The organism is Pseudomonas sp. C9 (assembly GCF_002000165.1).
Classification (GTDB): domain Bacteria; phylum Pseudomonadota; class Gammaproteobacteria; order Pseudomonadales; family Pseudomonadaceae; genus Aquipseudomonas.
In genome coordinates, this window is record NZ_MPAK01000001.1 from 4469639 (window position 1) to 4483603 (window position 13965).

13 protein-coding genes and 3 pseudogenes are annotated in these 13965 nt (G+C 59.7%); 3 read left to right on the top strand and 13 right to left on the bottom strand.

What is annotated here, in order from left to right; all coding sequences use genetic code 11:
- Window positions 1–2: 2 nt before the first annotated feature.
- Both mhpB and BMS17_RS20920 read right to left on the bottom strand, forming a co-directional pair.
- Window positions 3–956, bottom strand: coding sequence for a 3-carboxyethylcatechol 2,3-dioxygenase (mhpB, locus tag BMS17_RS20915; RefSeq protein WP_077431644.1), 954 nt, complete (start codon window positions 954–956; stop codon window positions 3–5).
- Between the two features lies 1 nt (window position 957).
- The gene (locus BMS17_RS20920; protein ID WP_077431645.1) at window positions 958–2616 is read right to left on the bottom strand and encodes a bifunctional 3-(3-hydroxy-phenyl)propionate/3-hydroxycinnamic acid hydroxylase; all 1659 of its coding nucleotides are present in this window, start codon (window positions 2614–2616) and stop codon (window positions 958–960) included.
- A gap of 134 nt (window positions 2617–2750) precedes the next feature.
- Between BMS17_RS20920 and BMS17_RS20925 the strand changes: the two genes are divergently transcribed.
- Window positions 2751–3527, top strand: a complete 777-nt coding sequence (locus BMS17_RS20925) for a DNA-binding transcriptional regulator (RefSeq protein ID WP_077431646.1) — start codon at window positions 2751–2753, stop codon at window positions 3525–3527.
- Window positions 3528–3729: 202 nt separating this feature from the next.
- Here BMS17_RS20925 and BMS17_RS30995 read toward each other — a convergent pair whose 3' ends face one another.
- On the bottom strand, window positions 3730–3957 hold the full coding sequence (locus BMS17_RS30995) for an AbrB/MazE/SpoVT family DNA-binding domain-containing protein (RefSeq protein WP_371916701.1): 228 nt from the start codon (window positions 3955–3957) through the stop codon (window positions 3730–3732).
- A gap of 153 nt (window positions 3958–4110) precedes the next feature.
- Between BMS17_RS30995 and BMS17_RS20935 the strand changes: the two are divergent.
- Both BMS17_RS20935 and BMS17_RS20940 read left to right on the top strand, forming a co-directional pair.
- A pseudogene (locus BMS17_RS20935) lies at window positions 4111–5145 on the top strand (IS1182 family transposase); the annotation flags it as partial.
- A gap of 373 nt (window positions 5146–5518) precedes the next feature.
- Window positions 5519–6280: an ArsA-related P-loop ATPase gene (locus BMS17_RS20940; protein ID WP_305879765.1), complete on the top strand. Its 762-nt coding sequence runs from the start codon at window positions 5519–5521 to the stop codon at window positions 6278–6280.
- Here the strand turns inward: BMS17_RS20940 and BMS17_RS30860 are convergent.
- The 10 genes and pseudogenes from BMS17_RS30860 to BMS17_RS20985 form a co-directional block, all read right to left on the bottom strand.
- Window positions 6274–6318: pseudogene (locus BMS17_RS30860) on the bottom strand (hypothetical protein); the annotation flags it as partial. The gene BMS17_RS20940 and the pseudogene BMS17_RS30860 sit on opposite strands and share 7 nt — an antisense overlap.
- 59 nt (window positions 6319–6377) lie before the next feature.
- A complete protein-coding gene (locus BMS17_RS31000) occupies window positions 6378–6980 on the bottom strand; it encodes a DUF6691 family protein (protein WP_077431647.1) in 603 nt (200 codons plus the stop codon).
- Between the two features lie 2 nt (window positions 6981–6982).
- On the bottom strand, window positions 6983–7417 hold the full coding sequence (locus tag BMS17_RS20950; protein ID WP_077431648.1) for a YeeE/YedE family protein: 435 nt from the start codon (window positions 7415–7417) through the stop codon (window positions 6983–6985).
- Window positions 7414–7728: a metalloregulator ArsR/SmtB family transcription factor gene (locus BMS17_RS20955; protein WP_077431649.1), complete on the bottom strand. Its 315-nt coding sequence runs from the start codon at window positions 7726–7728 to the stop codon at window positions 7414–7416. The genes BMS17_RS20950 and BMS17_RS20955 overlap by 4 nt, the downstream gene beginning before the upstream one ends.
- A gap of 165 nt (window positions 7729–7893) precedes the next feature.
- Window positions 7894–8694 carry a sulfite exporter TauE/SafE family protein gene (locus tag BMS17_RS20960; RefSeq protein WP_077431650.1) on the bottom strand — a complete coding sequence of 267 codons (801 nt, stop codon included), beginning with the start codon at window positions 8692–8694 and terminating at the stop codon, window positions 7894–7896.
- A 28-nt stretch (window positions 8695–8722) separates the two neighbouring features.
- Window positions 8723–9415: pseudogene (locus BMS17_RS20965) on the bottom strand (FAD/NAD(P)-binding oxidoreductase); the annotation flags it as partial.
- Complete coding sequence (locus tag BMS17_RS20970; protein ID WP_077431651.1) at window positions 9399–9830, bottom strand: TolC family protein; 432 nt, start codon at window positions 9828–9830, stop codon at window positions 9399–9401. The pseudogene BMS17_RS20965 and the gene BMS17_RS20970, both read right to left, overlap by 17 nt.
- A 221-nt stretch (window positions 9831–10051) precedes the next feature.
- Entirely contained in the window at window positions 10052–10753 is a 702-nt protein-coding gene (locus BMS17_RS20975) for a VIT family protein (protein WP_077431652.1), read from the bottom strand.
- Window positions 10754–10822: 69 nt separating this feature from the next.
- Window positions 10823–11788, bottom strand: coding sequence for an FAD:protein FMN transferase (locus tag BMS17_RS20980; protein ID WP_077431653.1), 966 nt, complete (start codon window positions 11786–11788; stop codon window positions 10823–10825).
- Window positions 11778–13958: a PepSY domain-containing protein gene (locus BMS17_RS20985; protein WP_077431654.1), complete on the bottom strand. Its 2181-nt coding sequence runs from the start codon at window positions 13956–13958 to the stop codon at window positions 11778–11780. Before BMS17_RS20985 ends, BMS17_RS20980 begins: the two co-directional genes overlap by 11 nt.
- Window positions 13959–13965 lie beyond the last annotated feature (7 nt).

Below are 13965 nucleotides of genomic sequence, written 5' to 3' on the forward strand. Positions count from 1 at the left end.
AATCAGTGGTTGTTGTTCAGCGGCTGGGCGCCAAGGGCGGCGAAGCCTGCGATCCATTCGGGAATTGGGCGGTAGTAGCGCCCTTCGGTCTGATAAGGGCCGAAGGCGCAAAGGGCAGCGAAGGCGGCGACCCAGGTTTTCACTTCGTGAGTGGACTTGCCGGCCAGTTCCGACAGTTCGTCATTGCCCAGGTCATCGAGGTCGCTCAGGCGGCCCTGTTGGAGGGTGTCGAGAAAATGCTGATCCCACGCGGGATTAAGCGGATGCAGACTGTGTGGGTCTTCAACGAAATCCCGGGCGGCCTGGATTACTCGTTTTTGGCGCGCCTGTCGCTCATCAGCCGGCAATTGGCGACCGCTGCCCATCAGTCGATCGGCCATACGTGCATCGACTTTGGCCAGTTCTGGTACCGGAGGTTGATGGGACAGTCCCCCGGAAGCCAGGAACAGCACGCGCTTGTTCAGCGACTGCGCCCACTGGCCGATCGCTTCACCGAGCAGACGGGAACGCTTGAAGCCGGGCAACGGCACGGCGACCGAATTGATGAACACCGGAATCACTGGGCATTCCCTTAAACCGCCAAGTAACAGCTCCAGCGGTTGGGCGAACGCGTGATCGACCTGCATGCGATAGGAAACGGCAGCGTCGACACCGGCATCCAGGACCGCTTGGGCGCAGGACTCGGCCAGCGCTTTGGGTACGTCCAAAGGGCCGGCGGCGGTGTCGAAATCACCGATGGCGTGAGCGGCCATGCCGATGCAGAAGGCCGGCATCACGTCGTAGAAAAAGCCGTTGTAGTGGTCGGGGCCGAACAGGACGATCAGCTCCGGGTTGAAGCGCGCGATGCGCTCACTGGCATCAGCGATCATGGCGTCAACCTCGGCCAACACCTCAGGCGTCGGGTCGACGTAGCCCACCAATGGCGTGTGAGACAAGCAGTGCAGATAGGCGCTCATGTCAGGCCACCTTGCTGGCGAGGATCGCCACTTCGGGTTGCGGCAGCGCCTTGAGCGCCAGGGCCAAATCATCACAGGCCTGGCCGACGGTTTGCGGAATGGCCAGGCCGGCGAGGAAGCGATCCGGACGCACCAGGGCGATGGAGGCCGAGCCGCGGGCGAACCATTCCTTGAGGCGGCCGGTGCTGTCACCAATGCGGATCACACCATGGCTTACGTCACTGGCAGCTTTGAGCTGGACGTCCGGCAGCACCTGGATAAAACGCGTGCCCAGTGCTTGCCATTGAGCGATCTGTGCTGGCGTCAGGCCCCAAGTCGGGTCGCAGCCCCAGGCGATAATCGCGAAGTTCTCGCCGATCACCTCATCCAGCAACACGGTTTTGCCAGCTTCGGTCAGTACCTGGGGCTGAATGAACATCTTGCCCACCGGTGAGCCTTTTTCGCTAGGTACGATCAAGGCGCCCTGAGCGTATTTCGGCATTGGCTTGAAGCGCATTTCCACGAAGTAGCGTTTGACGGGCGGCACATAGTTGAGCAACCACGACACACCGTCACGCAAAGTGCCTTGCCAGCGCTTGGGCGGTGCCAGCACGTGGCCGGCCAGCACAGAAAGGTCGATCATCGCCTTGGCGTGGTCGCGGCGTTCTTGTTCATAGCTGTCGAGCAGGCTGTCGTCGGCCAGGCCTTTGATCACCAGTGACAATTTCCAGGCCAGGTTGGAGGCGTCGCGCATACCGCTGTTGTAACCCTGACCCTGCCATACCGGCATGATGTGCGCGGCATCGCCGGCCAGCAGCACCCGGCCCTCACGGAACCGACCGGCCAGGCGAGCGTTGTGGGTATAGACGCGGCTGCGGATCAATTCGATGCGATCCGGATTCGGCAGCACCTTGGCCAGCAGCTTGCGCATGTTCTCGGGTTTGCTCAGTTCGGCTTCGGTCTCGCCAGGCATGACCATGAATTCAAAACGACGCACGCAATGGGGAAGGGCGGCGGAAACGTACGGACGTACCGGGTCACAGCACAGGTAAACATGGGGTGTGCTCAAGGGGTCGTTGGCGATGTCTACGACGATCCACTGATTAGGCGCAGTCTTGCCTTCGAAACTGATGTTCAGACTGCGTCGCACCAGGCTGTTGCCACCGTCGCAACCAATCAGATAACGGGCCTGAAGACGTTCGCCGCGTCCGTTCTGATCCTTGAAGTTGAGCACCACGGCACTGTCACTTTGTTCGAAGCCTTCGAGCTCACGGCCGAACAACACCTTGACGTTATCAAAACGCTGCAAGCCTTCGAACAATACGCGATCGGCCAAGGGCTGGATGAAGGCGTTGCGGCGCGACCAGCCGAACTCATCCGTCTTGGGCTGTATATCGGCAAAGCAGCGACCTTTGGGGGTCAGGAATCGCATGGCGTGCCAGGGTGTGGTGTGCGGCAGCACGGCGTCGGCCAAGCCAACAGCCTGGAAGGTGCGCAGGCTTTCGTCGTCCAGGCCGATGGCGCGGGGGTAGTTGATCAGGCTGTCGAGCTTTTCCACCAAGGTGACGTTCACACCACATTGGCCCAGGTAATTGGCAATCATCAAGCCGACAGGACCGGCGCCGACAATGGCAACGTCGGTGGTCAGGTCCAATGTGGATGGAGTGGGTGCAGGACTCATGGATATCTCCGTACAGCGCTTTTGGATTTCTTGTTGGGCGCAGTATGGAAATCACGAAGCTGGTCGACAACGACAACAGTTGTTAGTGTGCACTAGGTGCACATCGTTGATTCATAACAATAATTGAGCAATTCATGAGCGAAACAGAATACAAGTCCGTCCGTGGGCTGATGCGCGGCCTGGCTCTGATCAATAGCTTGAACCGCTTCGATGGCGGGGCCAGCACGGCGCAACTGGCCGAGCAGAGCGGACTGCATCGCACCACGGTCCGACGGTTGCTGGAGACCTTGCAGGCAGAAGGTTATGTGCGGCGCAGTGATTCAGATGATAGCTATCGACTGACGTTGAAGGTACGCGAACTCAGTGAAGGTTTTCGCGATGAGCAATGGATCTCCTCAATCGCCGCACCCTTGCTCGGTGAGTTGCTGCAGAAAGTCGTCTGGCCCACCGACCTGTGCACACTGGACGGTGACGCCATGGTGATTCGCGAGACCACTCATCGCTTCAGCCGCCTGTCGTTTCACCGCTCCATGGTCGGCCGGCGTCTGCCCTTGCTAATGACCGCGACCGGTCGTGCGTACTTTGCATTCTGTCCGCCCGCCGAGCGGGAAGAGCTGATCGAATTGATGATCAGCCGCGAAGATGAACAATCGGCGCTGGCCGCGGATCGTCGTTTTGTCGATCGGCTGGTGGAGCACACTCTTACCAAGGGGTATGGCGAAAACAACTCGCACTGGGGGTTGGAACGCAAGATCGCCGCCATTGCCATACCGGTCATGCACGAGGATCGGGTGATGGGCTGCCTGAATCTGGTGTACATCGCTAAGGCGATGCCCATTGAGGAAGCCGCCCGCCGCTATTTGCCTGCGATGCAGGGCGTGGTGAAACAGATCCAGGCTCAATTGGGCTGATGTCGCCTGCGTCTGAAAGCCAGCTTACTGGGTAAGGCTTATTGGTTTTGGGGTAGCAGAACATCGACTAAGTCGCCCCTGATTAAGTAGGCAGTCGGGACCGTCCACTTTTGGCCCGATTTCTGCCTTTGGCGTTGGGTAGCCACAAAATAAGGTTGATACCTGGAAATGCGATTTTACAGGAGGAAGTAGGAACTTCAGTTTACGGATGGTCTTGACGTATGGGTGTAAGGACGATTACCCCATCCACCACTTCGATGTTCAACTCGTCCCCGAGGCTTAAGCCCATTTTTGAAAGCAACTCGGACGGTAAGTCGATGACAAGGTCGCCACTTCCGTCCCCAGCGTCTTGGCATGTCGAAAACCAGCGTTCGTCATCGCGCATATCTTTAAGCCCCCTGCCATCGTTGTCCGAAGTCATAACACTCATGCTGCGTTCGAATCGTACTTTTGGCAACCGCCGGCATATAGCAAAATTTAGCCGATAGCGGCCTATGGCGAACGCCCGCAATGGGTCCAGGCTGTGTGAAAACGCCAGCAATTGTCTAACCTTCTGATCGCCGAGATCGTATCGGGGGCGATCATGAAGCGATTCATTGAAGGTGAGGCTCGGACGCAAGTCACGTTGCTGCCGGAGTGCCTGGACGATTACGTAGCTGAAGAAAATCCAGTCCGAGTGGTCGACGTTTTCGTCGATGAACTCGACTTGGGGGCACTTGGGTTTGAAGGTGTTGATCCTGCTGCAACGGGTCGACCGGCCTATCATCCAGCGGTCTTGCTGAAGATCTATATCTACGGCTATCTCAATCGGATTCAGTCCAGCCGTCGACTAGAGCGTGAGGCCGAGCGCAACGTCGAGTTGATGTGGCTGACAGGGCGTTTGGCTCCAGATTTCAAAACCATCGCCGACTTTCGCAAGGACAACGGCAAGGCTATTCGCAGTGTCTGCCGGCAATTTGTGGTGCTTTGCCGCAACCTCAATCCCTTCTCCCAATCAATCATCGCCATCGACGGCAGCAAATTCAAAGCCGTGAACAACCGCGACCGTAATTTCACTCAGGGCAAAGTGAAGGCACGCATGCAGCAGATCGAGCCGAGCATCGATCGATATCTGGCGGCAATGGATTCGGCGGATCGGGCAACGCCCGAAGTAGCCGAAGCCAAGGCTGAGCGGCTTAAAGAAAAGATAGAAACACTGAAAAAGCAGATGCAGAAACTCAAGGACATCGAGGCACAGCTTCACGAAAGTCCAGACCAACAAATCTCTCTTACCGATCCAGATGCACGCTCAATGGCCACGAGTGGCCGAGGCACCGGAACGGTTGGCTACAACGTACAAACAGCCGTCGACGACAAACACCATCTGATCATCGCCCACGAGGTGACTAACGTAGGCAATGATCGTGGGCAGTTGAGCAATATGGCGAACCAGGTGCGTGAAGAAATCGAGGCTGAGTCGCTAACGGTGGTGGCCGACCGAGGTTATTACAAAGGTCTGGAAATCCTTGCCTGCGAGCAGGTGGGCATCACCACTTTCGTGCCGAAACCCCTGACATCAGGCAGCAAAGCCGAAGGCCGATTTGGTAAGCAGGACTTCATCTACGTTGCAGCATCGGACGCGTAGGGGCGCGCTCGGCGAGGCTGCGCGATCCTCCGACGAGCTTCGTGAGTTGGGTCTGGAAAACCAACGTCTGGTCGTGAACGCTGTGTTCAAACGCAGCGACTTGAATGATCCGATCGCCGAGGCCATCGAAGCGATTGGCCAGCAGGCACTCGACGAGATGCCAGCTTCGCTCCGCCAGCTTGCAGCCGACTACATCCCGCTCAAAGCCGTGGATTGCGTTGGCTTGCCCGCGCTACGCGGGCTGCTTGCCCCGGAACTTGCTCGGCCAGCAAGCACTGCAACCCACGAGCCCTCGCGCCTCGAACATCCCAAGCTCTCGGAACTGGTTGCCGAGCTTGCGAATGATGAGCGTGGGTTGATCATGGTCATGGGCAAAGGTGGTGTTGGCAAAACCACCATTGCTGCAGCCATCGCGCTGGGTCTGGTCCAGCACGGCAAATCCGTGCATCTGAGCACGACGGATCCTGCGGCGCATCTGGCTGTGACCCTCAACGCCGATGTGCAAGGGCTCAGCGTCGGCCGCATCGACCCTAAGGTCGAGACCCAAAAATACGTGGACAAGATCGTAGCTTCCCGCTCTTCGACCCTGACGGAAGATGAAATAGCTTTGCTTATTGAGGATCTGCGTTCGCCCTGCACCGAAGAGGTCGCGGTTTTCCATGCTTTCTCCCGCGTGGTTTCTCAAGCTAGAACCTCGTTCGTGGTGCTGGACACCGCCCCCACCGGTCACTCGCTGCTACTGATGGATGCCACAGGCGCCTATCACCGCCAGATGGTTCGGGAATTCAAAGGCAAAACCTCGGACCACATCGTCACGCCATTGATGCGTCTGCAAGATGCGGACTACACCAAAATCATCTTGGTAACCCTGCCTGAAGTCACGCCGGTGTCCCAGGCGGCAGGGCTGCAGGATGACTTGCGCAGGGCCAACATCGAACCGTTTGCCTGGGTGGTCAATAAGTCTCTGCTCGCCACAGACACCGATGACCCGCTGCTGCGAGCGCGCTTGGATAGTGAGCGCAAGCAGATGACGCGGGTAGCCGAAAAAACCAACCATGCTGTCATCGTGGTGCCCTGGGCCGCGGAGCCGCCCGTTGGCGTCGCTGCGCTAAAGCGCCTGCTGGATTGAAGCGCCAGCGTCGACTCAATCACAAAGCCAAATGCCATCAGCGAAAGGCTGGTTCGGTTCCATGCCGGCAACGTTCGCTTTCATGGCGATCTGCCGATCAATGGCTGCGCCGGCTCTCCAGCGCAGTAAACAACAACATGCCGGCCAGCGTGGCCAACATGAATACGATCACTTGCCAGTGTCCTGTCAGCAGAATTGCCACTGCGGGGCCCGGACAGATGCCCGCTATTCCCCAGCCGATGCCGAACAACAGGCTCCCGCCAATCAAGCGCGGGTCCAACTCACGTTTGATCGGTAGCTGCATTGGCCTAAACAACAACATGCCGGCCAGCGTGGCCAACATGAATACGATCACTTGCCAGTGTCCTGTCAGCAGAATTGCCACTGCGGGGCCCGGACAGATGCCCGCTATTCCCCAGCCGATGCCGAACAACAGGCTCCCGCCAATCAAGCGCGGGTCCAACTCACGTTTGATCGGTAGCTGCATTGGCCTTCCCAGCAGCGAACTGGATTGTTGTCGCGCCCAGGTTAGCGGGCCAATGGCCACGCCAATTGCCCCGACCATGACCAACGCCAAGGAAGGGTCCCAAGCACCGGTTAGATCCAGGAAAGCGAGTACTTTGCCGGGGTTGGCCATGCCTGCCAAAAGCAGACCTAAGCCGAACAGCAGGCCAGCAATGAACGCAGTCAGTTTGGTCATGTTCAACCCCCCAGCAGATGACGCAAGACAAACACCGTGACGAAACCACTGAACATGAAACACGCAGTGGCAACCATCGATCGCGGCGAAAGGCGCGATATGCCGCATACCCCATGACCACTGGTGCAACCTGATCCGTATCGTGTGCCGATGCCCACTAATACACCGGCTACTATCAGTCCGAACCAGCCACTTTTGAACTCGATCTGTGGCAGCGTGGCGAACAAGCCCCATAGAAGCGGCGCGATAAGCAGGCCCAGGAGAAAAAGTGCTTTCTCACTCACCCCCTCGCTCCCACGCTGTAAAAGACTGCCGATCAGGCCGCTGATGCCTGCGATAAGCCCGTTGGCGACGACGAATAGACTGGCCGCCAGGCCAATCAATGCGCCACCGGCAAGGGATGACCAGGGAGTGAAGTTGAGCCAGTCGACATTCATGAAGCTTCTCCGGTGCAAAAATGTTGATACAGGGTTTGGATGACTGCCAATGCTGCGGGACTGCTGATGCGATAGAACACCTGCTTTCCGTCACGGCGGGTCTCCACCAGTCCTTCGCGACGAAGCACAGCCAGCTGTTGAGAGAGAGTCGGTTGCTGTATCCCCAGTAGTGACTCGAGATCGCTGACATTGCGCTCGCCTTGAGATAACTGGCATAGGAGGACCAAACGATCCGGATTGGCCAGAGCTTTAAGGAATTGGCTGGCAGAATCGGCATTGGCGTGTAGCTGCTGGAGATCTAATTCGGGCATACGACTGATCACTAATTGGTCATTTATCTAAATTATAATATATAAATAAATATAATGTATGGCTGCACTGATTTCAGCTCGTCACTGGCAGGACAGGTCGGGGGCAAGTCACGGGCTATAGGCGAGGCTTGGGTAGTCCTTGAAGTGGATGGCTGATGTACAGGACTAAATAGCTTTCACCAGCAAAGCCACCGCCACCACCATGGAAACTGCGGCGAAACCTTTTTGTAAGTGTGGACCCGCGAGCCGTGCCGCGATCAGACGTCCGCCGACCATTCCGACCAATGCGCCAGTGGAAAACGGAATGGCGACTGCCCACTGCAAGTGCCCGGCTGCGGAACTTGCCGCTACGCCGGAAATTGAAACCAGCGCAATAACGGCAAGAGACGTTGCCAGCACCGACTGCGCTGTCAAGTTGGTGTATCGCTGGAGCGCCGGCACCATCACAAAGCCGCCGCCCACACCGAGCAAGCCGGAAAGCCCTCCCGCAACAATGCCAGAGAGGGTGAGTGCCCATGCACACGGCCCCGTCCAGTTGAGCTTTCCTCGGTTCACGTCCAATAGACAAGGCGGTGGCTTGGACGTGACGGGGGTCTTCGACTCCGTGGAGGGAGGTAGCGATCGTTGATATACCCGCAATGCAACGTACATCAGCACGAAGGCAAACATGATCGTCAACGGACGGTTAGGCGTGCGCTGCACCAGCCAAAGGCCAAGTGGAGAACACACGATCCCCGCTCCTGCAATTAGAAGCGCAGCTTTATAGCGGACGGTGCCGTTTTTAAGTCCCATCACGGCACCCAGGGTCGCGGCTAAACCGACAGCCAGTAAACCAAATGGCCCTGCCTCGGCCATGCTCAACCCCACTCCAAACACCAGCAATGGAACAGCCAGTACTCCTCCTCCGGCGCCGGTCAGAGCCAGAATGACCCCGACAGTAAGCCCGAGCAGTAAGACAACGATCATCTTAATCTCCTTGCTTTCAGGCCTGGTTTCATACGTTAGCCATCTCAGGTTTCGCCATCCACTCGTGGCCCTTGAGCATTCCCTTCCAATACAGCGGTGGAAGAATCCGCTCCTTGAGCGGCCATGCCAGCCTCGATGGCCGGGTACCGTCAATCAGCCAGGATGGAAAACTGGGGGCGACTTTGCCGCCATAGGTGAACTCAGCCAGGACGATCTTGCCGCGTTCAACCGTCAGCGGGCAGGAGCCGTAACCGTCGTAATGGGCGCTGCCTTTCGCTTTACCCATTGCCGCCAACACATTATGGGCAACGACGGGCGCCTGCTTGCGTGCCGCTGCCGCGGTTTTGGCGTTGCTGGAGTTGGTAGCGTCTCCCAGTGCGTGAATATTGACCCAAGTTTTATGGCGCAAAGTGGCGGGGTCAACATCGATCCAGCCCGCGGTGTCAGCGAGAGGGCTGACCCGAACGAAATCCGGCGCAATCTGCGGTGGCACCACATAGAGCAGATCGAAGTCGCGCGTAACAAGACGGGAGCTGCCATCCGGATTGACGCAGTTGAACGTTGCAGTCCGTGCGGGTCCATTCACGCGGGTGAGTGTGTTGCCGAAATTCAGGTCGACACCATAGGCCGTGATGTATTCCATCAGTGCGGGCACATAGTCGGGAACTCCGAACAGCTCCGCGCGGGCGCTGCAAAACTCAATCTCAATGTTGTCCAACACTTTGACGGGCGCGGGCGCTGACGTAGCCGCCGCTGTACAACGGGATGTTCAGCGCCACCCCGGTGGAACTGTGGCGGTTGCGCTGGTTTTGGGTGGACAGGGTCTCGCTGTCGGCGGCGGTGTAACCGAGTACCAGATCAAGGGTTGACCAGTCACCGGCTTTGGCCTTGGCGACTTCTTCGTCGGCTGTGTTGACGTTCAAACGCCGGGCGCGGATCGAGGGGCTGTCGGTGCCGGCGCGGATGATCCATTCCTGCAGGTTGTCCGGTTGCTGGGGCGGCGTCGGGAAGGTGTCCTGCAAGGTGGCAATTTCATCGGGCGTCTGGCCCTGGTACTCCTGCAACAGACGTCGGGCCACGGTCACGCTGTCCTCGGACTCAATCAACTCGGCCCGGGCCAAGTCGCGCCGGGCCACCGCTGGTCGACGTCGGTGACCGTGCCGTCTCCCAGGTCCTTGCGCCGCTGGATTGAGGTCACTTGTTCGTAAACAACGGTACTGGCGCCGATTGGCAAATTGATCTGGTCGGGCACGTCGCCCTGACTGCGAGCGATTTCGTCGGAGTGGTTTAGGTCGTCAACCTGTATAGGGCGCCCCTTTGGCTGGCGGGCGCCCTCTGTTTTTGGAGGGCGCGGCCGCTAGACCACTGCGCCAAACAAGTGCCCCACCAGTGCCGTAATGCCCATGGCCAGCGCCCCCCAGAATGTCACTCGCCAGGCGCCGGTCATGACTTTGGCCCCGCCTGCCTTGGCGGCAATGGCGCCCAATGTCCCGAGAAACACCAATGACATGCCCGATATCCAGGGCACCACGCTGTACTCCGGCACGACAAACGTCACCGCCAGAGGCAACGCGGCACCCACCACGAAACTAGCGGCGGAGGCCATGGCGGCCTGCAAGGGTTTGGCGGTGAGAGTGGAGCTGATGCCCAACTCGTCCCGGGCGTGGGAGCCCAATGCGTCATGGGCCATCAATTGATCGGCCACTTGATGTGCCAGTTCGGGTGATACCCCGCGATGCATGTAGATGTTGGCGAGTTCGATGTGTTCGGCTTTCGGGTCGCTGGCCAATTCTGCCCGTTCGCGGGACAGATCGGCCCGCTCGGTATCGGCCTGGGAGTGTACGGAAATGTACTCGCCAGCGGCCATGGACATGGCCCCGGCCATCAACCCCGCCATTCCGGTGACCAGCAACGTGGCATGGCTGGCGTTGGCGGCAGCGACGCCGATCAGCAGGCTGGCGGTAGAGACAATCCCGTCGTTGGCCCCTAGGACGGCGGCGCGCAGCCAGCCAATTCGATCGCTTCTGTGTGCCTCGGTGTGCCTGTGCATGAATTTCATTGTTTAACGGGACTCCCTGTCATTAGGCGGTTCAAATCGGACGGGGTCAGAGCGGTCCGGAAAACGGCGTCAGCGAGATTCAATCTGCGCCTGCAACTGACCGCCGACAATGGATATTTCTTTGAATTGTTCACCCTCGCGCAGCACGAACAACGCGTCCATCCCGCGTTCCTGAGCCAGACGTGGGCCCTCGGTTTCGCCCAGGACCATTAGCGCCGTGGCCCAGGCATCGGCGAGCATGCACGAGGCCGCCACCACGGTGACGGCGGCGAGCGGGTTGCACAGCGGCGCGCCGGTGGCTGGGTTCATGGTGTGAGCATAAGACTGACCGGCCACGTCGACCCAGTGTCGATAGTCCCCGGAGGTCGCGATTGCGGCATCGCTGAGTTCCATCACGCCCATGACTTCACGCACGCCCCGGTTGGGCTTTTCCAGGGCCACGGCCCAGCACTGGCCGTCAGGTTTGACGCCCCGGGCGCGCATCTCACCATCGATGCCGACTAGGTAGCGGGTGATGCCCAAACCCTCCAGGCAACGGGCCAGTTCATCCACGCCAAACCCTTTGGCGATGCCACTCAAATCAAGGTTCAGCGGCACGCGCTTGCGCACCTGATTGCGTTGCGGCTCAACCACCAATGCGGCGCTGGCTAACAGCCGGGCCCGCGGCGCAATCGTGCCGATCGCCTGCTCTGTGACCGTCTGCTCCCCTGGGCCGAAGCCCCAGGCGTTCACCAGGTCACCGACAGCGATGTCGAAGGCGCCGCCGGATTGCTGACTGACGCGCAATGCCGCAGACAGCACCGTGGCCAGTTCCTTGGGCACCGACACCCATTCCTGCTCGGGGGCGGCATTGAGGCGGTTGAGGTCCGAGTCGGGTTTCCAGGTGGACATTTGCTGGTCCACCCGGGCCACGGCGCGGGCCAGGCACTGACCAACTTCGTCGGTATCGATCCCGGCCCCGTCATAAAACAGGGCGGTGTAGCGGGTGCCCATGGTTTCGCCGTTCAGGCTATAACGCTGCAACTCAGTAGACATCTTCACGGTAGCGTCCTTGTGCCTTGAGGGTCAGCACACTCAGGTTGAGAGGCGCCAACACTTCATCAAGGGCCTGCATCACGCCTTTGGCCATTTCGCGACTGCCACACACCAGCACTTGGGCACCTTTTTCAATCAGCCGGCGCAAGGCCAGGGCATCGCTGATAAGCCGGTCTTGCACGTAGCTTCGGTCCTGAACCTGAGAAAAGGCGGCGCGCAATGCCGTGAGGCGGCGGTCCGACAAGTATTGGTTGAGCTCCGGTTCATAGAGAAAGTCCGAGGTCGGGTTGCGCCCGCCCCAATACAAGTGCATCGGGTGTCGGGCCTTGTTGTTGCGGATAAAACCGGCCAGAGGACCGATGCCGGTACCGGCGCCGATCAGGATCACGGGGTGCGTGCCCGATGCCGGACGAAATTGCGGGTTGGGCTGGATGAAGGCTTCGATCTGCGCGCCGATGTCCAGGCCATGAAGAAATTCCGAGCACATGCCACCGTTGTGTTTACGCACACAGATCTCCAGCACGCCGTCCTGGGAACCGCTGGCCAGCGAGTAGAAACGCGGTATCGGGCTGTCCGGGGGCAGAATCCCAACCAGGTCGCCGGCCAGAAAGTCCGGCAGCTCGCCGCAGGCTTTGAAGCGCAGTATGTGGGTCGGCGCATTTACCTGTTCACCATAGGCAATCCGCTCTGTCAGCTCCAACTGATGGGTACGCGGCTGCTGCGGGGTGTGAACCAGCGCCAGCTCCTGCCCCAACACGTCGCCCAATGCGTGACCCCAGCGCGCAAACTCCTGAGACGACTGGCGGTTGACGGTTTCCAGCCCCAGTAACGGCGAGCCACCGGCCTGCAACATCGCGTCCTGCACCTGATGGGCGTACTGACAGAACTGCGCAAACTGCCGATCACCAAAGCCCAGGACGGCAAAGGGCAGGCCGGGCTTGAGGCCGGTTTTCGCCAGCCGCGCCAGGAACTGCGAAGCCGAGGCCGGCGCATCGCCGTCACCGTGGGTCGCGGTGAGGATGAACACGCGCTGGGCGTTGCTGTAATTATTGGCGTATTGATTCATTGTCGCGCTGTGCACCCGGTGTCCCGCCAGGTGCAAAGCGTCATGCAGGGTTTTTGCAAAGCCCCAGGTGCTGTTGTTTTCACTGCCCACCAGAATCACGCTGTCGGCGGAGTGGGCCGGGCTGTTGTGGCGAAGGGTCGGGCTCGCCTTACGGCGGCGCCACCACAACACCATGCCGGTCACGCTCATCAACGGTACGCAGAGGGCGCAGAGCCCGAGCGGCAGGCCCAGCCACCAGAGGCCTTCGCCGGTGTGCAATTGATAGATCAACTCGTAGAGGTTGTGCATCGAGTCGTGGGCCTGATAGGACAGCAAAGCACCGCTGGCCTGGTCCACGTAGCCGTCGCCCTGGGCCGTGCGCAGAGAAAACACATCCTGCGCATTATTGGGGCTGGGGTAGACCAGTTCGCGCAGGTCATTGAGGTCGGTGGCCTGCAAGGCTTGCAGCTTCGCCACGGGCAGGGCCGGACCCGCACTGACGTGGGCGGGGAAGGCGGGTTCACTTTGACTACCGTCGGCGATAAAACCAAAGGTGGTGGCGGACATGTAGAGCCCGCTCAATGCCGACAGCAGCAGCCCCAGCAAGGCCAATCGCCCGACTTCCGCGTGCCAGCGCTGGCTGAAAGTGCCCCGCAATGGCCGCAGCAGGTTGCGCCAGCCACCCAGGCGCCGGGCCAGCAACATGGCGCCGGATACCGACAACACCAGCATGAACAGCGCGCCGACACCTGACACGCCATGGCCCGGCGTGCCAAGGAACATCGAGCGGTGCAGCTCTTTCACCCAGCGTGAGAACGCAGATGGCTCGTAGGGCGCGAGGCCTTGGCCGGTCATTGGGTCGACCTTTTCCGCCCCGGCCTGGCCATTCTGGTTGTAATAGACGATGACCGTGCCGGACGCTGTGCGCTGGATCTGCTCCACGCCCGGAAAGTGGCTGGCAACGCGCCCGGCCAGTTGGCCGACGTTGAGTTGTCCGGCAGGAGTGGACGTGCTGTGCAAGCGTTCCAGCGCCGGGTTGATAGACAGGATCGCGCCGCTGATGGCCAACAGCATGACCAACAGGGCAGCGATCAGGCCGGGGAGGGAATGGGACTGGCGAAGCATGTTCAGC